15 protein-coding genes are annotated in these 23,974 nt (G+C 49.0%); 6 read left to right on the top strand and 9 right to left on the bottom strand.

The window, feature by feature from the left end; translation table 11 throughout:
- Window positions 1-3: 3 nt before the first annotated feature.
- Window positions 4-1,518, bottom strand: coding sequence for a hypothetical protein (locus DESTI_RS17240; protein WP_014811253.1), 1,515 nt, complete (start codon window positions 1,516-1,518; stop codon window positions 4-6).
- A 605-nt stretch (window positions 1,519-2,123) separates the two neighbouring features.
- On the opposite strand from DESTI_RS17240, the gene DESTI_RS17245 reads away from it, so the two are divergent.
- Window positions 2,124-4,412 carry a site-specific DNA-methyltransferase gene (locus tag DESTI_RS17245; protein WP_014811254.1) on the top strand — a complete coding sequence of 763 codons (2,289 nt, stop codon included), beginning with the start codon at window positions 2,124-2,126 and terminating at the stop codon, window positions 4,410-4,412.
- The gene (locus DESTI_RS17250) at window positions 4,412-7,102 is read left to right on the top strand and encodes a DEAD/DEAH box helicase family protein (RefSeq protein WP_014811255.1); all 2,691 of its coding nucleotides are present in this window, start codon (window positions 4,412-4,414) and stop codon (window positions 7,100-7,102) included. Before DESTI_RS17245 ends, DESTI_RS17250 begins: the two co-directional genes overlap by 1 nt.
- Window positions 7,103-7,149: 47 nt before the next feature.
- On the opposite strand, the gene DESTI_RS17255 is transcribed toward DESTI_RS17250, so the two are convergent.
- From DESTI_RS17255 to DESTI_RS17285, 7 genes are all read right to left on the bottom strand, one after another.
- Window positions 7,150-8,154, bottom strand: coding sequence for a nucleotidyltransferase family protein (locus DESTI_RS17255; protein ID WP_014811256.1), 1,005 nt, complete (start codon window positions 8,152-8,154; stop codon window positions 7,150-7,152).
- A 4-nt stretch (window positions 8,155-8,158) separates the two neighbouring features.
- On the bottom strand, window positions 8,159-9,145 hold the full coding sequence (locus DESTI_RS17260) for an S-4TM family putative pore-forming effector (protein WP_157212192.1): 987 nt from the start codon (window positions 9,143-9,145) through the stop codon (window positions 8,159-8,161).
- Window positions 9,146-9,367: 222 nt separating this feature from the next.
- Window positions 9,368-10,159, bottom strand: coding sequence for an SMODS domain-containing nucleotidyltransferase (locus DESTI_RS17265; protein WP_014811258.1), 792 nt, complete (start codon window positions 10,157-10,159; stop codon window positions 9,368-9,370).
- A gap of 514 nt (window positions 10,160-10,673) precedes the next feature.
- Window positions 10,674-11,834 (bottom strand): tyrosine-type recombinase/integrase, encoded by a 1,161-nt coding sequence (locus DESTI_RS17270; RefSeq protein ID WP_014811259.1) that lies wholly within the window; start codon window positions 11,832-11,834, stop codon window positions 10,674-10,676.
- Window positions 11,825-12,148 carry a helix-turn-helix domain-containing protein gene (locus DESTI_RS17275; protein ID WP_014811260.1) on the bottom strand — a complete coding sequence of 108 codons (324 nt, stop codon included), beginning with the start codon at window positions 12,146-12,148 and terminating at the stop codon, window positions 11,825-11,827. Before DESTI_RS17275 ends, DESTI_RS17270 begins: the two co-directional genes overlap by 10 nt.
- Window positions 12,149-12,265: 117 nt before the next feature.
- On the bottom strand, window positions 12,266-14,725 hold the full coding sequence (locus tag DESTI_RS17280; RefSeq protein ID WP_014811261.1) for a CHC2 zinc finger domain-containing protein: 2,460 nt from the start codon (window positions 14,723-14,725) through the stop codon (window positions 12,266-12,268).
- Window positions 14,726-15,023: 298 nt separating this feature from the next.
- Window positions 15,024-15,485: a hypothetical protein gene (locus DESTI_RS17285; protein ID WP_014811262.1), complete on the bottom strand. Its 462-nt coding sequence runs from the start codon at window positions 15,483-15,485 to the stop codon at window positions 15,024-15,026.
- Between the two features lie 1,613 nt (window positions 15,486-17,098).
- Between DESTI_RS17285 and tnpC (DESTI_RS17300) the strand changes: the two genes are divergently transcribed.
- The 4 genes from tnpC (DESTI_RS17300) (at window position 17,099) to DESTI_RS17315 (ending at window position 21,897) form a co-directional block, all read left to right on the top strand.
- A complete protein-coding gene (gene tnpC / locus DESTI_RS17300; RefSeq protein ID WP_014809758.1) occupies window positions 17,099-18,475 on the top strand; it encodes an IS66 family transposase in 1,377 nt (458 codons plus the stop codon).
- Window positions 18,476-19,246: 771 nt separating this feature from the next.
- Window positions 19,247-20,407, top strand: coding sequence for an ankyrin repeat domain-containing protein (locus DESTI_RS17305; RefSeq protein WP_014811264.1), 1,161 nt, complete (start codon window positions 19,247-19,249; stop codon window positions 20,405-20,407).
- Between the two features lie 3 nt (window positions 20,408-20,410).
- Window positions 20,411-21,226: a hypothetical protein gene (locus tag DESTI_RS17310; RefSeq protein WP_014811265.1), complete on the top strand. Its 816-nt coding sequence runs from the start codon at window positions 20,411-20,413 to the stop codon at window positions 21,224-21,226.
- A 119-nt stretch (window positions 21,227-21,345) separates the two neighbouring features.
- The gene (locus DESTI_RS17315; RefSeq protein WP_014811266.1) at window positions 21,346-21,897 is read left to right on the top strand and encodes a hypothetical protein; all 552 of its coding nucleotides are present in this window, start codon (window positions 21,346-21,348) and stop codon (window positions 21,895-21,897) included.
- Window positions 21,898-22,343: 446 nt separating this feature from the next.
- Here the strand turns inward: DESTI_RS17315 and tnpC (DESTI_RS17320) are convergent, their stop codons facing one another.
- Window positions 22,344-23,720 carry an IS66 family transposase gene (gene tnpC, locus DESTI_RS17320; protein WP_014811267.1) on the bottom strand — a complete coding sequence of 459 codons (1,377 nt, stop codon included), beginning with the start codon at window positions 23,718-23,720 and terminating at the stop codon, window positions 22,344-22,346.
- Window positions 23,721-23,974 lie beyond the last annotated feature (254 nt).

Raw genomic sequence — 23,974 nt, forward strand, 5'->3', positions numbered from 1 at the left:
AAACTACTTACTTATATTGACGTGATACGCACGAGCTACGCTGATGATTTTCTCTCTGGTGAAAGAATACAGCCTCGCCTTACGATCCGCCGTTCGTTTCTTTTTTGTGCGATCCGCCAAGCCCAGATGAGCTAACAGCTCGCCTTGGGACTTTGGAGTTAAACTCTTCGGCAGCTCGATATCGTGATCGGAGACATATTCATTGAATTGAGTCAACAAAACGTCTCCACGATACTCGCCGTCGTCGCTTATCGCCTCCGAAAGAAACGACAAGTAAGCGTGTTCAGGTGACGATTCGCTGAAATCCGCCAATTGGCCTTTGTGAAAGTCAATGGCAAACTCCGTAACCGCAGCCACGACCGAAGGATCTTCAGTTGCGGTTGCGATAGCGAATATGGGGCGGAATAACTCGTATTCCCTCCCCGCAAACGGGACGATACCTGAAGGATCTCCCATCTGCATATACACGTCCCGAATCATCGGGGCGTAAGTCAATGCCGACAAGAAGCACGAATCACGAACCGCTTGCGCTTCCGTTTGGTCTATGGGAATCAGAATCCGTGTCGTGCGAGACATCAGAATCTTAACAGTTCGGGACGCCATCACGTCCTCAAAGCCTGCTTGTGATGCGAAAGCCCGAGGAGCGTACACTTCAAAGTGCTTGTGACGCCATCTGCCGCCCCTATTGACCGAACGCAATACTTTTCCGCCCTTCTTGTACGCCGATAAGAGTATCGCTCTCTCACCTGCGAGACTTCTCCGTTGGAATTTCTCGCTTTCGTCAACGCAGAGCGTTCCACTATTGGACTGGACCAAACGGACATGCGCCGCCGGGCTTATATCGGGAGTCAACTCGCCATTGAAACAGATCTGCGCCAGTGTCTCCAGAGCCGTCGTTTTTCCCACAGCCTTCGGCCCATTAAAATGGACATAGGGATATGAGTGAAAGCCCTCAAACATGTACGTCCCCACGACCCATGCGGTCAGGAAATCGTACTGGCGATGATCCCTCAAATCAATATGCGATTTGAGAGTCTCTCTGACGATGTGGAAGGTTTCCAGCAGGTCGCCCTTCCACGATCCGTCCAAAAAGCCTTTCACTGCTTCTCCGCTGTACCTCGGGTCAACTAAAACATCCTCAAAGGGAATCCTTGAATAGATTCCCCGTTCCGTCAGTTCCTTCGGGCTAAGCGGAAACAGTTCACGGTCGCTTGTTATGACCCATGGAGCCGGGACCATAAGACCACTTTCGGGATCAAAGCCCATCCGAGGGATGGTCATCACCAGTCTATTACCTACGAAATCAAGCGGTGGCCTAATTCTCCCTCGATGAGTGAAATCGGCCAGAAACGCATCTTCCGAGGCCTCAACCTGATGCAGGAGCACATTACCCTCTTCGCCGTCAGGAAGTCGGACTATACCGTAAGCATCCGTCTGGCTCTCCACATGCCCATACTCAAGAACCTCTATGTCGGCAGAAGTAGTGGACACTGGTCTTAATTCATACTTTGAAATCATGGTATTTGTTACCTTTCTCGGGTAACAACCTAAGACTTCTGAATTAAGTATCCATTCACAAAAGTAAACTCCGAAAATTAAACAAAACTCCTATGATCTATTGTAGAAACTCGCTTTCATAGGCTGTTCAACCCACTTTGTGTTACTTTTGATGATCCGCCCTACAGCGGATCGAGAGAAATACTCCTTTCCCAGACTCGTTCACGGATCTTCTGCGGCTCCGTCGAGCGACTGACTTATTCCGACCGACCACGCCCCATGCGAAGCACGGGACTCATCAGAACACTACAAAATACATGTCTAGGTACGGAAGTCAAGCAAAAAATTAAAAACAGCACACAATGCGGATTGGCGGGCGGTGCGCCTTGAGACCTAGAGACAGACGCAGCTCACCTAATCTCCTAATTAGTGGGCTAATTGGGGGGCACGCCCCCCGCATAGGTTAAAATTGGCTCAAGAGCCTGAAAATACTTGCGGGTTGCGCCAAAAAGAGCGATAGTTCTCGGTTGATGGAGCGACGGGAGTCGGGATCAGCCTGATTCACGGTGTCGCCCACGGGCCAAGATCTGGGTTCATCTCAGTATCGTCTACCTGAGAGGATGTGCATGCCACGACTGACTGATCAAGAAAAGCAGGAAATCATTCGGTTCATAGACGCCGATAAGCCTTTGCCAGACAAATACCGCTTCCTCCTGTTCGATGAGAAGCGGGAGGTGGAATTGGTATGGAACGGAAAGACGGGCGAGGTCTGCAACATCGTCCTGCCTTTCCAAGTCATCGAGCAGGTAGACGAGCCCCGTGCGGAAAAGCCAGACGACACAAAGATACAGTTCGATCTCTTTGACCTGGACAACCGTGGCCGACAGCTCAAGGGATGGACCAACAAGCTGATCTGGGGGGACAACAAGCTCATTCTTTCGTCGCTGAAGAACGGGCCGCTCCGTGAGGAAGTGGAAAATCAGGGCGGCATCAAACTCATTTATATCGATCCCCCGTTTGACGTGGGTGCAGACTTCAGCATGGATATCGAGATTGGGGGCGATACCTTTACCAAGAAGCCGAGCATTCTGGAAGAGATTGCCTACCGAGACACATGGGGGAAAGGCGCTGATTCATTCATCGCCATGATTTATGAGCGACTGGCGTTGATGAGAGATTTGCTGGCTCAAGACGGAAGTATTTATGTACACTGCGATTTTCGTGTGAACAGCTTTCTGCGTGGAATCTTGGACGAAGTGTTCGGAAACGACAACTTCAGAAACGAAATAACCTGGAAGCGTCGGGTAGGAATGAGTAGTGCAGTGCATGAATCCAACCGATTCGGGGTTTGCACAGACGTAATCCTATTCTACGTCAAATCGAACAAAGCAACGTTTACACCCCAGTACAACGCAGATTCACCAGAGTATCAGGAATATATTAGAACCCGTTTCACATATGTGGATGAGACAGGGAGGCGCTATCAGCCGACTAGCCTCGTGAATCCAGGTTATCGGCCCAACCTCATATATGACTACAAGGGTTACAAGTCCCCACCAAACGGCTGGATGATCACGAAAGAAAAAATGGAAGAGTGGGATAGAGAGGGACGCCTCTACTTTCCTAAAGATCCTTCGGGACGGATTCGCCGAAAAAGTTTCGCCGATGAATTGAAGGGAATGCCTGTTCAAAACCTCTGGTCCGACATCTACGAAATTAACTCACAGGCGACGGAGCGGGTCGATTACCCCACGCAGAAGCCTGAAGCCTTGTTGGAACGCATATTCGATGCCTCATCAGCCGAAGGCGACCTCGTAGCCGACTTCTTTTGCGGTTCAGGTACCACCGCTGCCGTGGCCGAGAGACTCGGGCGCAAATGGATCGTTAGCGATTTGGGCAAATTCGCCATTCACACCACTCGTAAGCGCATGATCGGCGTGCAGCGGCAACTCAAGGCCACAGGAAAGAACTACCGTGCCTTTGAAATCCTCAACTTGGGCAAGTACGAGCGCCAGCACTATATCGGCATCAACCCTAACCTGCGTGAAGAAGAACAGCGAAAGCAACTGGAAGCAAAGGAAGCAGCTTTTGTCGATCTGATCCTACGTGCCTACCGGGCCGAAAAGACAGACGGCTTTGCTACCTTCCACGGCAAAAAGGGCGGGCGGCTCGTGGCCGTTGGGCCTGTGAACCTCCCTGTAACTCGCTTGTTCGTGGAAGAGGTCATTCTCGAATGTCGGAAGAAGCACATTACCCGAGTGGACATTTTGGGCTTTGAGTTCGAGATGGGGCTCTTTCCAAATGTGCTGGACGAAGCCCGAGCCAAAGGAATTGACATTGCTCCCAAGTATATCCCTGCGGAGGTCTTTGACAAACGGGCCGTAGAAAAGAATCAGGTGGTGTTTCACGACGTAGCGGCTATCGAGGTAAAACCACTTTTTCAGAAGAACAGTATTGCAGTGGAGTTGACCGATTTCTCGGTCTTCTATTCACAGGATTCCGTAGCAGCCGCCGAAGCGACTCTCAAAGACAAGTCCAGTAAAGTAGTTGTCGAACGGGGGCAGATCGTCAAAGTGAGCAAGGATAAGAACGGAATCATCACTCGTGAACGTCTCACTCAGCACTGGACTGACTGGATCGATTATTGGGCGGTGGATTTCAACTTTGAAAACAAGCGTGAAATAGTCCGTGTCAAGAACGAAGAGAGTGGCGAATGGGAAGAGCGCTGGACTGGGGATTTCATCTTTGAAAACGAGTGGCAGTCGTTCCGCACGAAGAAGGACCGCAAGTTGGAACTCAAAAGCGTACTTCACGAATGTACTCCAGGACGACGGAAACTGGCTGTAAAGGTCGTGGATATCTTTGGTAACGATACAATGACGATTATCGAGGTCAACGTGGGAGGTAAGAAATAATGGCGCTGCACAAAGACTTCCCCGAATCCCCCCACGCTATACTCGATCCAGCGATACGCTGGTTCCCTGCGGATGAAGCCTTACGAGAGTCGAGTGCGGAAAAACTGATGCCCCCTTTGGTTCCACAGCTTCGCCGCAAAGTGAAAGAATGGAGAGACAGCGGTTATGTGGGGGCAACTGATGCCAGCAAAGCCCTGCTCAATTGGTGGTTCAACACTCCGCATCTCCTCCCCAAGGCCGATGGGACAATGGCCGAATTTCAGTATTATTTTGCACAACGGGAAGCACTGGAAACCATCATCTATTTGTACGATGTAGTGGCCGTGCGGGACAAGTTCGACCTCATGCGGTTCGACGGTTCTGGAGCTGTCTCGGCGGGTATGTTTGATGAGACTTGGCGGCGTTTTGTCGTAAAGATGGCCACAGGGGCGGGCAAGACAAAGGTCATGAGCTTGGTGCTGGCCTGGAGCTTCTACCACAAACTGTATGAGCCTGAGTCAGAGTTGGCACGCAATTTTCTGGTTATCGCACCGAACATAATCGTGTTGGATCGCATCTACAAAGATTTTCAAGGACTACGAATTTTCTTTGAAGATCCCGTCATCCCAGACAATGGCGTGAACGGACGCAACTGGAGAGATGATTTTCAGCTTACGGTGCATCGCCAAGACGAGGTACGTATCACCCGACCCACGGGTAACATCTTCCTGACCAACGTTCATCGTGTCTATGCTGGTAACGATATTCCACCATCGCCTGACGATGACGACACAATGGATTATTTCCTGGGTAAGCGCCCAAGTGGCGCAACTACAGACTCCAAAGTGGATTTGGGCATGATCGTCCGTGACATTGACGAACTCACGGTCCTTAATGACGAGGCGCACCACATCCACGATCCACGCATGGCTTGGTTTAAGTCCATCGAAGATATTCACAACCGATTGAAGCAAAAAGGCGCTGCTCTTTCTCTGCAAGTGGACGTGACGGCGACACCCAAGCACAACAACGGGGCCATATTCGTGCAGACCGTTTCGGATTATCCGCTTGTCGAAGCCATTTCTCAAAACGTGGTCAAGCACCCTGTCCTGCCTGACGCCGCCAGTCGTGCAAAACTCGTTGAACGCAAGAGCGCCAAATTTACGGAGAAATACGCTGATTACCTCAACCTCGGCGTGATAGAGTGGCGCAAAGCTTATTCAGAGCATGAAAAGATGGATAAGAAGGCCATCCTGTTTGTAATGACCGACGACACCCGAAATTGCGACGATGTGAAGACGTATCTGGAGGGCAACTATCCTGATTTGAAAGACGCTGTATTGGTCATCCACACCAAGGCCAACGGTGAAATTTCCGAATCCACTTCAGGCAAGAGCAAAGAAGAATTGGACAAGCTGCGTGAGCAGGCCAACACTATTGACGGGTTCGACAGCCCCTACAAAGCCATCATCTCGGTCATGGTGCTCAAGGAGGGCTGGGACGTGAAGAACGTCACAACCATTGTCGGACTCCGTGCTTATTCCGCCAAGAGCAACATCCTGCCTGAACAGACCTTGGGACGAGGCCTTCGCAAGATGTACCCTGGCGGCATAGAGGAATATGTCAGCGTCGTCGGTACGAACGCCTTTATGGATTTCGTGGAATCAATTCAAGCTGAAGGTGTCGTGCTGGAGCGTAAACCGATGGGAGAGGGAACCGAGGCAAAGACCCCGCTCGTCGTAGAGATTGACAAAGAAAACTCGAAGAAAGACCTCGATGCTTTGGATATAGAGATACCAGTGCTGACTCCACGTATCTACCGAGAGTACAAGAATCTGAGCGACCTGGATGTGAGCGCACTGGGTCATCAGCGTGTGCTCTATCTACAGTTCAGTGAGGAAGAACAACGGGAAATCGTATTTAAGGACATCACAACGGGCGAAGTCACGCATACGACATTCCTGGATACGGCAGGTATTGCCGATTACCGAAGTGTCCTTGGCTACTTCACGCAAACCATAATGAAGGACCTGCGGCTGGTGAGCGGATACGACGTGCTCTACGCTAAGGTGAAAGCCTTTGTCCAAGATGAGTTGTTTGGCCGTCCCGTTGACCTGGAGAGTCCCAATACCCTACGCAACTTGTCTGAGCTTACGGCCACCAAAACGCTGCTGGATACGTTCAAGAGAGCTATTAATGCTTTGACCGTGCAGGACAAAGGCGACGCCGAAATTCGGGACAGAATTAAGTTGAGGGATACACGTCCCTTCGTGGCAAAGGATCAGGGCTATCTTATGCCCAAGAAGAGCGTCTTTAATCGCATAATCGGGGACAGCCACTTTGAACTTGTATTTGCAAGTTTCTTGGAAAATTGCGACGACGTGCTTTCCTATGCCAAGAATTATCTGGCGGTCCATTTCAAGCTGGACTACGTGAACAGGGACGGGGACATCTCCAACTATTACCCTGATTTCTTTGTTAAGCTCTCGGCCAAGCGCATTGCCGTTGTGGAAACAAAGGGCCAGGCGGACTTGGATGTACCGCTCAAGATGCAACGCTTGCGGCAGTGGTGCGAGGACATCAACCGAGTCCAGACCGACATACAATACGACTTTGTTTATGTTGACCAGGAAAGCTTTGAGAAGTACAGACCTGCCTCATTTCGACAGTTAATCGATTGTTTCAAGGAATATAGAGAAGCAACTCAATAAAGGGTCTGGCTGCATGTATTGGATAGAGGCCAGACTACCGCAGTGTACTACCCGTAGTCGGGAAAGGAACTTCCAAAGATTTCGCCCCATTTAGCGATTGAGGCGTGTTGATTACCTTGGTCTTCTAACTGCCTTGCCTCCAATGCTCTCTGGTGATCATAATTTGCCCTGCTCCAAATCTTCTGTCGATCCTGATGGGAAAGCGTGTTGATGTCACCTTGCACCCCCGTTGGATCATTGACAGAAGAAAAGAGGGAGTTCGCTATGTGGGCCAATACTTTGGGGATTTCCAGATCAACGTAAGAGCTGGCCTCGGAACACCAGACATTATCGTAGTGATCCACAATCATTGTCTCAAGAAGGTAAGATGCCATACTCGGCATCGTGGGACGCCTGTTCCAGTACTTCATAATACGAATCACATTCAAAATGTTGCCCTTGTGAGTTTGGTTCACCCTCGTCACTCTATCCCGATCATTTCTTGGGTCACTCTTCTTCCAAGCCCCGTTCCCATCAGGAATCAGATAGTAGGTTCGGCCCCAGGCATCAGGTTCCGTAAAGAAACAGGGGACAATATCGAAACTCCACATATATGACGTAAGATTCAGTACAGCAGCCTCCAAGTTTCTCTTTATGGCAGCATTCTTATATTGGGGAACTGAGGACAGGTGAGAGACAAACTTGTTTATAACCTTCCTTGAATTGAGTGTGAATGTCCCATCATTGCATAAAGGGCCTAAGTTGCTACCAGCACTACGTATGGTTATGTCGCAGTGACCCCAAGACTCTGCATAAACTGAGCCCTGGGCATGCAAACAAATCATCATATCTATATCGTCCAGAGGTCGTATCTTTGTCATTCTGGCAAAGGAACCAAAGAAAATGTCCTTCTCTGAGTATAACCGGGGAAAACTCCCTTCAGCTTCAGGAAAAGACCGTATCTGCTTTACTAGCCAATCTCTGCTCTTTCGTGCGCTTTTAGTCTCTTCAGGATCTAAGTTCACGACATTCTGCATGAATTGATTGAAGGCAGATGTTACCGAAGTAGCCATGAGGTTACTTCTCCGTTTCGTCTTTCTTTGTCACTTGCGCTTCACGGACCAATTCCTGCACCCCCCGCCTCATTTGTTCCTCCTGTTCATCCTTCAACCAATCGTGAATCCTGTCGAAAATCAAAGGGCAACTACGACGATGATCATAGATTTCATCCTGAAGAAATCTGGCCTCAGTTGTGATTTTTTCTGGAGAAGACGCTGGGTCTTTTGCCTTCGTCCAGAGTGAATCGGCGTGTTTTATAAGCTTATCTAATGTGTCACAGGTATCTACTTGCCGCCTATATTCCCGAATGGCCCAAAGAATCGCAGGGGAGATTGGAGCAAAGACAGAGAGGACAAGATCAGATACCGACAATTGTTTTCCGATACCAATTACGATTGTCAAGATGATTGCCAGCGTCAGTATTAATCTTATCCATTTGTTGTATCTACGTCTTAAATTAGCATCCCACATTACGTTTGATCGTTGGCAAGCCACAATTCCCTGATACAATGGCAAATCGCCAACTTCAGGAGCATACCATGTTTTGTCTATCTCGTTTTTGGCCGTCTTCTTGTATGCCTTTGCCGCAGCGACAATGCTCTCAGCACTTGGTTTACTCCCGATCTTGAAAGTCCGCCATTCCATGTCAAACAGTTCGCAATCAAAAATCTCCTGTATCTTAGCGGCCTCCAGTTTCAGGCGTTTTTGCTCGGAATCGAGAAAGAGGACATCTAGGATCGATAAAGCGACTCCGTATGCCACAGCCCATACCTTCAAGTGCTTCCAGTCCTGTGAGTCCCCCACAAGAACTGTGATTATCGAAAATAATATAGGGATCAAGACAGTGAAAAGAATTTGGCATCCTAGTCGGACCTTTGCTCGTCCGTAGAGATAGCTGGAGGCAGCAAGGTATTCAAGTAATCGGTCAGAGCTTTGCTTCTCGGGAATATCGTTTTGCAATCCAGACCTCCACCAAACAATGAATACACCGCCAAGCAACAACACTCGGCAGGTGCAGCATCTCGTAACTTTTAATATCAGATATACAGCCTAGCTGGTTTGTCAAGTGCTCGTTTCCCGTGTGGGGCTTGGCCATTCGTGCGAAGTTGTCCCAAGGGTAAGAAGCATCTCCTCATTCCCAGACAAGGTTATGGTGGGCAAACCCGATTGTTCTAACGGGTTCGTAATAGTTGTTAACCCCATCAACTCGTCGTGTTGCCGTGTTACTCATAACTCTGGCACGATTTTCTTTATTTCTAATTCCGCCGAAATAGCCAAGCCGATGTCCTCATACTCCTTCGCTTTTTGGGCATGCTTCTTGGCGCTATCAACCTTGTCTTTGATATACTGGGCTGTGTCCACGGAGTAGCTTGCGGTTGACCAGAAATGATAGAAATAATCCTTCAAGGATGAACACGAGTAGAAAAGTGTATCTATTATAGCTTTTTCGATTGAGAAGGAGTTGAATGGGTGAGCATTTTTTGCGTTCCAGTATTTTACGAGGCGGACTAGCGGTTTTATTTGGGAATTATTATTTATGTTCTTGTCTTGAAGATCTTTGTTAGTCCGAGATGGGTCCGTCGACATCCACTCGGTCCATGAAGACGCAGGCGACGGAATTTGATAGCCAAAGAGATTTGAAAGTGCAGGAACTAGTTCAAAACTGATGTGATTGAGAGATAACACAATAGTCGGGTGGGATTGGGCTCTTTCCGATGTTGAGTACTTTGCCTCCACGAATGTTTTCAAGTTAGTCAGGTAGGTTTGTGGCTTTTTAGCCGACCCTGGAGATGAAGCGAACACCACCATGTAGTCGATATCAGAATTGTTATCGGCTTTGCGAGGGAGAATCGTGCCTCTAGTACTCGAACCAAACTGAAAATGGCCAGTCACTTGAGAGCCGAAATGAGAATCGAGTCTGGTCTTCAATGTGGCGATGGACGTGGCGATGCTTGCTTTTTCCGCCGCCGAGAGCACAAGGTCGCTCGCCAGATCAGTGAGATACGAATTAACGGACATCCATGTACCTCCTGTTGATCCCGGTATCCATGATTCCCAGGATGGGAGGGAGTGTAGCATACCTATATGGCGGATCGCAACACGCTCCAACGTGTCCTACTCGATGAAACGTGCTCGGCCAGCGTTGGCGCATGGCAGGAAAGGGCGTGAGCTATGGTATGGCCGTAGCGCCCGCCTCTACAAAAGGTTCAGGTCAATGCTGTGTAATTTGAAATTTGTAGGCAATGAGATTACAGGGGGGTGATGAAAAAATCATCCCGTGACTTTCCCGTGACTTTTGATAAACTCATGTCCACCAACATGTACTGACGGTGTTCTTCGATGATTGATTTTATTGGGGAATTGCAGAAAGACGGCTTCGGTTCTAAGGGCTTCTCAGCCTTCACACGGCAGGGGTCGGAGGTTCAAATCCTCTCCCGCCTACCAGTAATGTTAAGAACTTAGGCCGAAGCATTTCGGTCTTTTTTCTTTCGAAGGCATCGTTTGCTACGTTTTTGCTACGGTCCATTCCAAATCACCGTGCAGTCAGGATCTTGGTTTCACCTTGATCGAAGGACATCTTGTCAATTGCGGCAAGGAATTCTTCATCCGATATCCATCCGTATCGATCATTGACCTTCTTTCCCCTCCACCAGTGCCCGAGTATAGTTTCAGCGATCTGAGGATCCACTCCGGATCTTCGAGCATTGGTGCGCCACGTATGGCGAAGGTCATGGAATCTCGGCCGCGGCTCAGACCAGCCCAATGCCTCCAAAGCTCGAGGCCATGGATTCTTGGCCCCTTCTATGGAGGGAGGCCGAATACCTTTGGAATCCCTCATGAGAAACACAAGATCACTGTTCAGAATCCGCACCTTCAATGCTGCCTCAAAAATAGGAACCAGATTCACATGTATTGGGACTCGCTTCCAGTTACCTTCCTTCGTATCCTTGGGTCCCAAATAAATCATCCGCTTCGCTACATTGACCTTCGACCAAGTAAGTCCGAGGATTTCGCCTCGTCTCATACCGGTATAATAGCCGGTCCATATGACAGGTTGATACCAATCAGGACATCGAGTTGCGATTCGCTTGACGTCGGCTAGAGCCAAATATACTTGTCGCATGCCCTCTTTGTTGCTCAGCCGTTTCACCAATCTGCATGGATTTGACATGACACATTCGGATTCGATCAGCACTCCGAATAGTTTAGAAAATGTGGAAAATTCGCGATTAACCGTATCAGCAGCTGCTCGGTCTTTAAGGCGCTTAATCTGATATTGTCGCAACTGTGGAATGGAAATATTCTTCATGATTGCTTCTTTCCCGAAATAGGCCACGATGTGGTTCAGAGCGAACATATATCTCTCCAATGCCTTGCATTCGGCAATTCCGGGATAGTTAACGAATATCTCAACGGATTTCCACAATGTCAGTTCCTGCCTGGGGGCCCTCGTCAATTGATCGATTACCAATGACTCGGGAAATTCCCAGTGCTGATTTCGAAACATTCTGATGCAGGTCTCTCGTGAAAGTGGATCCAGTGTCCGGTAATCGCCGGATCGGCATGCAACCCTCAAATTCTCCTCGATCTCTTTCACCATAGCTTTGCTTTTCCCTTCGGTTCTGATCCACACCTCCTTTCCGAAGGGAGCGAATTTTATATAGTAATGTTTGCCTCGTTTAATCACCGACATAACGATCTGATCTCCTTTCCAATCTTCTTGGGATCAGATTCATCAGCCCCCGGTGATTCGCTCGATTCACCCCGCTTTTCAGGGGTAAAGGGTAACATGCCTGCCGGTCTTCTGACAACGGCACCTCTCGGGGTATTCAGAAATTCGACTGTTTGACTCTGTATGAAATCCTCTACTTGTTTTTCCGTAAAGCGTCTCACCCGAGCATTCACTTGAACGCAACTCAGTTTTCGTTGACGGCACAAATCGTGCACCTTGCCAACTGAGATTTTCAGCCTGTCAGCCACTTCTTTAGGCGTTAAGAGATCGCTCATCGGCTGCTCTCCAAAAATTCGATGCTCGCAAAAGTCACCAAGGTCACCAAGAAGACTGCAATTGATTCATAGAAGCATGCCATTACAGGACGGGTTGCCCGCGATCCAGGTTTCATCCTACTGGCCCTCGTGGTCGCTCTTTGGTGACAATGGTGAGATTTCGTGGATACCATATGCCCGAGCAAGCCGGGCTATTTGATCCTCGTCACAGATGATCGCCGAGCAACCTCCGTGCAAAGTTCCACGCTCGAATCCGAGTTCTTTGCAGATCTTTCCCACACGATGGGGAGTCATCCAATAGTTTTCGGAAGCCCCTTCATTGATCTTTTCAGTAATCGCCTTTACGGGCAGGAGCCGATTCTTGATGATGGGATTCTGAGAAGTCTCCTGAGTTGCTTGAATGAGAAAAATTGCTCGTATGATCTTTCCCTGGACAGAATCTGATTTATCCGACTGCCGTTCGCGGGCGATCTTCTTCACAAATTCAATGAACAGGGATTCCCGGTTCGGCTTCACGCATCGGATGATCTGATGGAGAGGCCTCACTATGTCTCCCAGGCGTCCTGCAGTTATTTTGGCAATGCGCTCTGGTTTATCGTTCATGTGGCGGGCACGAAAAACAAGACAACGCTCCTTCAATTCCAATGCAGTTTCCGGCGTAACATCCTCATTGAAGATTCGATCAGACAGTTTCATGTTGATCTCGATACATCGGGATCCGAGGATTCGATCTACCGATTCGTTGCTTGCGATGATAGTAGGCCCGAATACCTCAAAGTATTGCGTGTCTCCAAAAGGTCCGTTCTCCGGATGGGTGACGCGAGGAACCCGAATCCCCTTCTCAAACCTTCCAAGAAGTATGTCTTCTTTGCCGGTCTTTCTCGCGACTCCCGAGATATCCCGCATATCGAAAAATATTGTTCCCCTGAGATGTTTTGCGTGTCTCAGGAGATATGCATCTTGGAGGCTGATGGTGTGGAGGGCTCGATAGCAGACGTAACACAGAGCCTTGCCGGTCCTGCTCTTTCCACGTTCAGCGTCTGCAACGAAACAAATTACAGGTGAGTAGTTGGCTAGTTCGAGCAAGTACGTGTGTAGTACGAAAGCTGCCAATAGATCGTAGTGAGCCTCTAATGGTAAGTCGCTGGTCGCATGAAAATATTCTTTCAGGTCATCGTATAGAGCAGCGTCTTCAATCGATGGGTTTTGTTGGCCTCCTCTCCATATTCTCAAGACTGATGTGGCTGATGGGATCGGTTGCGGTAAGTATTCCACTGGAGGTGGAACATACAGTAGACCGTCGAGATTGAGTTCAGCGCAGATCGCAAGCTCTTTCCCTCTGAGCAACAGAAAGACGGTCTTAGTCTCCCGGACTGCAACATCAACCAGATTCGGCGCCAAAGCGATGCACCGCGCCCCTTCCCCGTCCTGCTCCGACAATTCCGATTTGATCTTCGCTTTTTGACTTATTTGCTTCCGGTATGCAGATACTTCATCGCTGCTCAAATGGAACTTGGTTTTGATGAGACCACCGAGAATCGCTTCAATCTGCGGCGAAGGCATTCGTGACAGTGAGGTCAAAATAGGCTCCAAATCGCGGGCAAGATCGAGATGGTCGATGTCGCTGGGAAGTGATTCTATAAATGACTTGATCGAGTCGATGGAATGGCTTTCGCCGACATTCCCGGTCGGAGAATTATCCACAAGAGCGATGGGGCTGTTCAATTCAGGCGTATCTTTGGCTAATGCCAAGAGGGACTCTTTTGCCTTGTCCGGCCCTAGAAATTCAATCACATCTGAAATGTCTCCCTTTTCGGGCAGATCCGGCCAGATCTTCTTGAGATCAACCTTTTTTACGGAAGCAGCAAAACCGATTACACTATTTGCCACTTCAGTCGCATGTTGTTTTCCGGGCCGATCGTTATCCGATAGAACGATGACGTGTTTATTTTTCAGTGGTTCATGTATGCGGTGCTCGCTTACCAATTTGGACCACTTGCCTGCCCCCATAGGGTTGGTGGTAGCTGTCAGTCCGAGCTGCTGTGTAACGGAATCACAGTCTCGCTCTCCTTCGCACATGATAATCGTATTCGCGTCGATGATTTCAGGTAGGTTGTATAATACGAGCTGAGTGTCTTTCAAACCTGGCAGCCAGCCATCTTTTGAGTCAGTCCGGAATTGCCTGAATTTCTTTCCGCTATACCGGAAAGTAGCATGGAGCGGATTTCCTGCGGCATCTCGATATATGTACCGTGTCTCCTGTTTCTCCGGCGGCTTCTTCCGGTTTTTCCCCGGCAAGCGAATTCCAATCTCTGCCTTCCCTGCGAGCTGCCGAATTGCGGTACGAAAATCGACTGAATATCGTATCATCCAGATGTCGAAGATCGAGAACTGTCTCTTTTCTGCGTGACAGTATCCGTAATCGTCATTGAGCTGGAATGAGGGATTCGTGTCTTCATGAAAGGGACAAAGCGAATTTTTGCCCTCCCGGTAATGATTGGGGTAAAGCCTTCGGAAGAGTTCCCTGAAGGGAATTTCTCGCTTGACATCTTCGGGAGAATACTCTAAATCGGCCATGGTACACCTGTAGCAAGGTATTTCCGCATAAGCTCAACCCGCATGCCCCGCGGGTTTTGCTTTCAATGCGGGCCGTATTACCGGCCGTTCCGGGAATAAAAAACCGGATGAGACCAGACGTACGGTATCCGACGCAAGGGATGCTTGCGAGGGGTGAATGCACATATGGCCTCAATCCGGTGAGGAGTGCCGTCGGACGCTTCTCGGAGGCTCAAAGGCTGTAGGCGGTCCGAGTACCTGCCCTTATGATGACCTGTGAAGACGGGCAACCTTCCAGGGCTTTAGTTATTACTTTGAATCACATTTCGTCCTCGGTAATGCTCGGAAGCAGCATGGATCTACGAGAAGATTTCAAGTAGTCTCGTACAAAAGAACGGAATTTTTGCCGGATCACTTCCTTCCTCCGCTCCCAGGTTCTTTCTTTCTGCGGGATGTCCGGCAACCATATGTCGTCGATAGGATCGTAATCTCTGAGAATTTCTCCAACTTCCGCCAGATCGTCGCAGTCGAACGTATGGTGCAAGTCCATTCCATCACAAAGGGAGTCAATCTCGAGCCTGAGGGTATCCCCTTCCACTTTGGTAAGTTTGATGGTCCAGTTTCTGGGCCAGGCTCCACGTTTACAGTTCATATAGAGCGAATCATAATTGACAAGTTCCTCATATGCTCGCGACGTCGATTCGTGCTCCTGCACGTAACGCTTCCATTTCTCATCGGATGTGAGAATTACCTCGAGCTTTGCCAACCTATCTTTGTCCATTCCAATCTCCCGACTCTTCTTCCCCAACGAGGAGATATTCTGAAAACTCCATGCAGCGAGACTCAGCAACCTCATTCCTTATTCGGCTGTTCATCTTTGTCGGATGGGGCATGCGCTTCTTACCCACCATCATGATGCGCGTCAAGAAAAATTTGTAAAATATGATTTCGTGACGTGTTCAGTGGTTTTGCGAGTGTCAGTGCAAAACCGGACACGCTTCATTTTGGTCGTTCAGGAGCCGATTTCGCGAGAATTCGGCACTCGCGCATTCTGAAATCCCAAATACTCATGGGAAAAACTGGCTCTAGTAGCGGAATATGAACTACTTGGACATGGTCCCCCCTCGCTATCGCGACCATCATCTTTCGCGGAAAGAAGAAAAGGCATGCAAGGGTGATCTTGCAAACGATTCTTCAAGTATCGCCTGGCGGAAATACAGGTCTGAGGGGATTACTATTAAGAATTAAAGCCTCCATAAACAGGTTCAAGACCAAAGGAAGAAGGCTGCACGAAGGCTCGGATTTAGCGCGCCTCAATCAGGTGTCCCCTCTCAGAGCGACGAGTCGATAGATTACTTGAGGAAATAATTGCTCTGAAAAATTGAGTAGAAGGTCAGGTCCGAATTGGAAAGGTAAAGCCAATTGAGTATGGTGTACCCGGAATCTACACGGAATCTACAAAATCTCGGAATCTACCCGGAATCTGTGGTGTACCCGGAATCTGGAATCTATACGGAATCTATATCCGGAGTCTCGGAATCTGCGACGATCGGAGCTTCGAACAAATGTCGATGCATTCAAAGCTTTCCGATACTTATTGACGAGACTTGCCGAGCTTCAGGATTCTGTGGCAAATGAGATTTTGCGGCAAGTCGCCATGGCAGGAGGAAATTAATCTTCGCACGAATGAGCGCCAGTGAACCCCTTTTACGGAAGAAAAAAGTCACTGCAAAACCGGACACGCTTCAATTTTGCCCTGAAGCCAATTGTGTGGAGTGATTCCGTCCCGGCCTGATGCCCCCTCAGGAGCAGGATTTTGTCCCGCGCCCTCAGGACGGAATCCGACTTGCGACTCTGGACGTGTCTGGCAGTCGTAAGCCAGCGCGCTTGCGGATTATTACTCGTGTTCATCAGGATTATCAAAGTGATATGCGAGTGGCGAGAGCCCACGTCCGGGATGTCTTTGTTGCCGGACGGAATCGCCATTAACCTTGTTGCTCTTAAAAGGCTTAAATCCAAGGAGTTTGGATTGCCCATATCCTCCTTGATCATACAGCCCTGGGGGCCTGTGGGGGACGTTCGTTCGACCTCCTCAATCCTGCAGCTAAAAGCTTCACCATTTTTCTTGAGTCCCAGCTTTTGTAACCTATTGTCGTCAATAGAAAATTGGAAAATTACTTATGCTCTGTTTGCACAACGGGCTATCATTTCAACCAGATACGGATTGGCGGCTCTCAAACTTACTGAACAAACTTTTTTCAAGCAAATGTAAAGCTTCAGTTTCGAGCGGTAGTTTGAGAAGAATTTTATTTTTGGGGTTAAATGGTTCTCGCGTTCGGGTTTGAGATGGGGTATAGGCTTGGTGGGTGAAACGCTTGTTCAGGTGATGATGGGATGGGCATAAACGGTTGTCCGGTTTGTTTGGAAAAACAGCGTTGCATTGACGAGTTAAAAGAAAAGATCCAGAGCCTGGAGGCTAAACTGCGCTATCAAGAGCGCAAGGCTCAAGAAGGATACTTCGGCTCTTCCACTCCCTCATCCAAAATACCAATCAAGAGGAACAGTGAACAGAAGGAGAAAAAGCCCAAAGGTGCGCGGCAGGGACACAAAGGTTCCGGTCGCAAGAGCCACGAGTGCGAGTTTGATTATGCGGTAGAAGTGGAGGCTCCAGATATCTGTCCCGAATGCGGGGGTATTCTTGAAAAGAAAGGGGTGGAAGAGAGGAGTGTCCTGGATACGCCTTCTCAAAAACCCGAACGAATAGTATTTCGCTTACCCAAAAGGTATTGTTATCGTTGTGAACGCACGTTTACTCCCCAGACTCCCGGGGTGCTTCCCAAGAGTCTTTACGGAAATCAACTCATTGCCAATGCCATGACGATGTATTACTTCTATGGTCTTCCCATGGGACGAATCTGTGAACAGACTGGAGTAAGCGAAGGAAGCCTGATGGAGGTATATCATCGAATGGGGCGACTTTTTGAAAGAGTTCCCCAGAAGCTCATTGAAGAATATCGACAAGCTCCTGTGAAACACGCAGATGAGACGAGCTGGCGCACTGACGGCAAGAACGGATACGTTTGGCTCTTCGCCACTCCCGATTTGAGCATTTTCCAATTTGGCAAGAGTCGCTCGTCCCAAGTAGCTCATGCAGTCCTCGGCAAAGATCGGCTACCGGGCGTTTTGGTTGTGGATCGTTACCGCGGCTACAAGAAAGCTCCATGTGAGATTCAATATTGTTACGCTCACCTTCTGCGAGATGTCCAGGATTTGGAAAAAGAGTTTCCCGAAGAAGCAGAGGTCTCAACTTTTGTGGCTGTTGTGGCTCCTTTACTTGCACTCGCTCAGGGACTTCGCAGCCAACCGATTACGGATAAGCAATTCTATCGTCGAGCGGCTAAGCTTCGGACTGAAATTAAGGCCGCAATGGAACGACCGGCCCGCCATATGGGCATTCGCCGGATCCAAGGTATCTTCCGTGAAAATGAAGAGAGGCTCTATCACTGGGCTCGAGACCGAACGATTCCGGCAGAAAACAATTTAGCCGAAAGAGATCTGAGACCCACTGTTGTGGCAAGGAAGGTCAGCTATGGATCTATTTCTGATAACGGAGCCAAGACGCGCAGTATTCTCACAACCGTCCTCACCACCCTCAAGAAACGAGGTAACGACCCTGCAGAACAGATGAAGAAAACTCTCGATCAATTAGCAACGAATCTTAAGCTGGACCCCTATGAACTCCTCTTTCAAAGAAACGGCCCTCAAGAATAGCTATATCCATCACAATTGCTCCCGCGAATAACTGAAGCTTTACAAGCAAATCGTTTTTTCACTTGACGTGTTCGGGGCGCTTTGTTTACGCTTGGATCATTGTATTTAAGTCTCATGATAAGAGAGACGTTGTTCGCGTAGGGTTATGTGAGGGGCTCCTCTGTTTTTCATCTTGGGGGAAGCTATTGTCTATAATTGGTTGACAATTTTCAAAGTCGTAATGGGAGTCAAGAAGGGGATTACTTTATTCGAGAATTAAAGCCTCTATGAACAGATGCAAGATAAAGAAAAGAGTGCTGTACGATGGGCTCGAATGAGACACCTCAGATCAGGTGTCTTCATCTCAGAGCCACGAGTTGACAGATTACTCGAGAAAGTGATTGCTCACGAAATTCGGAAACAGAAAGCCAGGTCCGAATTGGAAAGGCAACGTTAATCAAGCATGGTGTACCCGGAATCCGGAAATAAATTCGTGGAGCAGTGCGGTTGCTCAAGTATGGCTCGAAGGCTGTCTTAGGTCTGAGAAGGGTGTTCTGAGATAAGTATGGTGTACCGAATTCAGCGGAATTCCCAAGGAAACAAAGCGATACCTTTTCGCACACCTGTTAATTTGATAAAGCAGAAAGGCGCGATCCCCAAGGCAATACAGGGGTAATAGCCAGGATTGCCCTTTCAATAAGACGTGTCGTACTGTATTAGGTCTGCTCCTATTGTTCAGACATCGGTGCTGAGTCGATTCGAGCATGTTAGCAGGATGAACCGGAGATCTTCATGAAAATTCCACGCATTCGCTCGATCCTAAAGTGGGTGGCCGCTCTTGCGATAGTCCTAGTCTTGGGACTGGCCCTGCTGGTTTGGATCATGATACCCACGCCTCCCGTTGACCGACAACTGGTATGGGCAGCAAGAGACGGAGATCTCCCACTCATCAAGAAACTTCTGGACAAAGGTGCTAACGTTGATTCTGCGTATCGAGCCATCCCGTTAGCCTCAGGCAATGGACACTTGGAAATTGTCAAGCTTCTCCTCGATCATGTGTCTGAGATCGATCATCATTGGGTAAACAGATACGGCGGACATGCCCTTACCGCGGCAGCTTGCAGAGGCCACACCGCTATAGTGGAATTGCTCATCGAAAAGGGCGCGCAAGTCGATGCAACATATCGAAGCGGCCTAACGGCATTGATGGAAGTTTCTGCGAGAGGTCACCTGGAAATGGTTAGGTTGCTGCTCTCCAAAGGTGCTGATGTGAATGCGCAGACGGCCTATGATGCGACACCTCTGAAGAAGGCTGCGGAGTCTGGACACGCCGAAGTGGTGAGACTCCTTTTAGACAAAGGAGTCGATGTGAATGCGAAGCTCAAGGACGGGTCCACTGCGTTGATGTGGGCTGCCATTTCCGGCCACATCGATGTGGTGAATCTGCTCCTGGAAAAAGGAGCTGATGTGCATTCAAAGGCTGACGATGAGTCCACTGCGCTCATGTGGGCCGCAGTTACGAATCACTCCGATCTGGTGACACTCCTCAAGGGCTATGGAGCCGAACTTGCGCTGCCGACCGCCGCCATGCTGGGCGACCAGACGGAAGTGCAAAGGCTTGTCCAATCGGGAGTTGATGTGAATAAACAGGATAGTGATGGCTGGACACCTCTCATGTATGCTGCTCAAAAGGGGCACCTCGAAGTCGTAAAGCTGCTTTTGGAAAAAGGCGCTGATCCCAATATCAGACGCAAGGATGGTTCTACAGCGTTCATGGACGCTATCGGCAGTGCGCAGGTGGATACCATTCGACTCCTCCTGGACAAAGGTGCTGATGCAAGCGTAGATCGCAAAATGCCAAGAGGGGAGAAGATGACGCCACTCGCGCATGCCGCCATGTATGACCAACCAGAGATATTGAAACTGATCAAAACACACACGACTGAGGAATAGATCATGAAGAGGCGATTTATCGATTTCTCCAAGAAGAAGGCAAGAATGTGCCCAAGACGATTGCTTCTGTATTTGATCACTGGGGCTTTCCTCTGTTTTCCGAATCCAGGAATGACGAACCAGACTCCCCTTCACGTCGTGGGAGGAGGTGCTGCGCCAAAGTCCCAACACGAGACCGTTCGCATGGACTCGGAACAAGTAATGATCCGACTAGGACAGCGCTCTTACACGGTCGATGCCATATTTCATTTGTTCAACACAGGCGAAACAGTTACGGAATGGGTTGGTTTCCCGAAAAGAAGAGTTAAATTGACTGGGGGCTGGTTGCCACAACCAGACTTCGTGCGGTTTGACACATGGGTGGATGGCCGACACGTGAATGCCACAGAGTTTCGTGACTCTCAAGCACATGTGAGTCTATGGGAAGATCTGGTTTCACTGCGTTACCTCCTAGGCAAGTTGATTTACAGTTACGCGCGGCTGGGGCCCATGAGGAATGATTGGCTGGGGCAGCGTGTTACCTTCCCGCGGCATGCAAGAACAACCATTCGCACAATTTACGAAGCTGAATACTCCTATCCTGTCTGGCCCAGAGGAGCGTTTTACATCTTTGGAACCGGGCGATACTGGAAAGACGGTATCGGAAGAGCCACTTTTGTAATAGACTGCACGGACGTGGGCGGAACAAGCAAGGCCCACGTATACTTTCCGGTCGCGACTGGGCCGAAGATAATCTCAGAGAATGTGATAACTTTCGATGCAAGAAGGCTCAAACCTCCTCCTGATGTACAGCTCTATATTAATGTGCATGTCCCCTAGTCTGCAAATGCGCTGGATGACGCTCCTTGCCAGGTGTAAACAGTGTTTGCGGTTGATGAGATCCGAGAATGTTGAGGTGTGTGAAGCTTAACGCACCGTATAAGGAAAGGAATCCGGATATGGCCTCGTACAATAGGTGCTGGATATCGGAAAAGTGGGTCTGCAACGAAAACCCCATAGGAGAAATTTTTGAGGACGCATACTACAAGTTTTCTGATGGGTGGGAATACTGGAAGGATGGAACTGGAGGAAACGCCGACGGTGATGAACTTAAAGACACGGACTGCTGGTACCTGGTTACTGACACACTTAATGGGCTCGGTTACCATTCAGCGCCTCGCAACCGGTTGAGTCGTTGGAAAGAGTATTTTTGTGAGGTGCCCTTGAAGGACGCTGCTCAAGGTGACATCATGGCCTGGGACCTTTTTGGCGTCGTAGCAATTCATGTCGAAATCCTTGAGTCCAAAAACCCTATAACCGTTTATGATGAAAACTGCTGGCAAGTGAACGGGTGGGGGGCACAAGATTATCCTAAGTCTGTCGATCCGAACGGCGCGGGGCCTGATCCGGATGGCATCGGAGAGTCCAAGAACGTAGTTGGTGCTGACGGCAAAACTGGAATTCCGGGTACACCATACATAATTACTGAAGTTGGCATTCTGGACAGGTAAAGCGTGAAATATGGGACAAATCGTACGAGTGGTGGTTCCGGGCTATCCATCACGTCACTCAGAAAGTTGCTTGAGCACGATCTGTTCGGAATCGTCTCAGAGTCGTTCAGGTTCCTTAGTTTTGTTCGGCGAGTTTCCGAAGTCGCAACAACCAACCGACTTGAATTTTCAATGCCTTATGCTTTGCGGTACCGATTGGTCGGGGGGCGCTTCGTTCCACCTCCCCCATCTTCGTGCGAAAGCTTTACGATCATTTTGGATGTCCAGATCGTCTGTAACGTATTGTTGCTAATAAGAAATTGGAAAAATTTACTTATGCATTAATCGCACAGCAGGACGTCATTTCAAGCAGATACGGATTGGCTGCTCTCAGACTTACTCAACCGACTTTTTTTGAACAAATGTAAAGCTTCAGTTATTCGCGGGAGCAATTGTGATGGATATAGCTATTCTTGAGGGCCGTTTCTTTGAAAGAGGAGTTCATAGGGGTCCAGCTTAAGATTCGTTGCTAATTGATCGAGAGTTTTCTTCATCTGTTCTGCAGGGTCGTTACCTCGTTTCTTGAGGGTGGTGAGGACGGTTGTGAGAATACTGCGCGTCTTGGCTCCGTTATCAGAAATAGATCCATAGCTGACCTTCCTTGCCACAACAGAGGGTCTCAGATCTCTTTCGGCTAAATTGTTTTCTGCCGGAATCGTTCGGTCTCGAGCCCAGTGATAAAGCCTCTCTTCATTTTCACGGAAGATATCTTGAATCCGGCGAATACCCATATGGCGGGCCGGTCGCTCCATAGCGGCCTTAATTTCAGTCCGAAGCTTAGCCGCTCGACGATAGAATTGCTTATCCGTAATCGGTTGGCTGCGAAGTCCCTGAGCGAGTGCAAGTAAAGGAGCCACAACAGCCACAAAAGTTGAGACCTCTGCTTCTTCGGGAAACTCTTTTTCCAAATCCTGGACATCTCGCAGAAGGTGAGCGTAACAATATTGAATCTCACATGGAGCTTTCTTGTAGCCGCGGTAACGATCCACAACCAAAACGCCCGGTAGCCGATCTTTGCCGAGGACTGCATGAACTACTTGGGACGAGCGACTCTTGCCAAATTGGAAAATGCTCAAATCGGGAGTGGCGAAGAGCCAAACGTATCCGTTCTTGCCGTCAGTGCGCCAGCTCGTCTCATCTGCGTGCTTCACAGGAGCTTGTCGATATTCTTCAATGAGCTTTTGAGGAATTCTTTCAAAAAGTCGCCCCATTCGATGGTATACCTCCATCAGGCTTCCTTCGCTTACTCCGGTCTGTTCACAGATCCGTCCCATGGGAAGACCATAGAGGTAATACATCGTCATGGCATTGGCAATGAGTTGATTTCCGTAAAGACTCTTGGGAAGCACTCCGGGAGTCTGGGGGGTAAACGTGCGTTCACAACGATAACAATACCTTTTGGGTAAGCGAAATACTATTCGTTCGGGTTTTTGAGAAGGCGTATACAGGACACTCCTCTCTTCCACCCCTTTCTTTTCAAGAATACCCCCGCATTCGGGACAGATATCTGGAGCCTCCACTTCTACCGCATAATCAAACTCGCACTCGTGGCTCTTGCGACCGGAACCTTTGTGTCCCTGCCGCGCACCTTTGGGCTTTTTCTCCTTCTGTTCACTGTTCCTCTTGATTGGTATTTTGGATGAGGGAGTGGAAGAGCCGAAGTATCCTTCTTGAGCCTTGCGCTCTTGATAGCGCAGTTTAGCCTCCAGGCTCTGGATCTTTTCTTTTAACTCGTCAATGCAACGCTGTTTTTCCAAACAAACCGGACAACCGTTTATGCTCATCCCATCATCACCTGAACAAGCGTTTCACCCACCAAGCCTATACCCCATCTCAAACCCGAACGCGAGAACCATTTAACCCCAAAAATAAAATTCTTCTCAAACTACCGCTCGAAACTGAAGCTTTACGAACAAATCCTTTTCTCACTTGACAAGTTCGGGGCGCTTTGTTTACGCTTCGACCATTGTATTTAAGTCTCATGGTAAGAGACGTTGTTCGCGTAAGGTTATTTGAGGGGCTCCTCTCTATTTCTTCT

The organism is Desulfomonile tiedjei DSM 6799 (genome assembly GCF_000266945.1).
Classification (GTDB): domain Bacteria; phylum Desulfobacterota; class Desulfomonilia; order Desulfomonilales; family Desulfomonilaceae; genus Desulfomonile; species Desulfomonile tiedjei.